The 375-nt window shown below is 46.7% G+C and carries 1 protein-coding gene; it reads left to right on the top strand.

Annotated elements, in window-relative coordinates; all coding sequences use genetic code 11:
• Positions 1 to 252: PPC domain-containing protein (locus AB4496_RS29390; RefSeq protein ID WP_372133663.1), on the top strand; the 252-nt coding region annotated here is incomplete at its 5' end.
• Between the last annotated feature and the right edge of the window lie 123 nt (positions 253 to 375).

Here is a 375-nt window from a genome sequence, read left to right on the forward strand (position 1 = left end):
TCTTCAGAGAGCTTCTACACGTTCACCGTTGATTCTGCATCAAACGTGACGGTTTCAATGTCTGGTGGTTCAGGTGATGCCGACCTTTACGTGAAATCGGGCAGCAAGCCAACCACATCGAGTTACGATTGTCGCCCTTATCGCGCTGGAAACAATGAGCAGTGCAGTGTGAGCGCGCAACCGGGCGTAACCTACCATGTGTTACTGCGCGGATACTCGAACTACTCTGGCCTAACGTTGCGTTTAGATTGAGTTAGAGCGAGCCTCTCAAACAAGTTGTAAATCGAGAACTAGCGGTTAACCGCGAAATAAAAACCTACTCACTTTGAGTAGGTTTTTTTATGACACACCCTAGTAGCTAATAATATTGTAAGT

This window comes from Vibrio sp. 10N.222.46.A1 (genome assembly GCF_041473595.1).
GTDB classification, from domain to species: Bacteria; Pseudomonadota; Gammaproteobacteria; order Enterobacterales; family Vibrionaceae; genus Vibrio; species Vibrio tasmaniensis_A.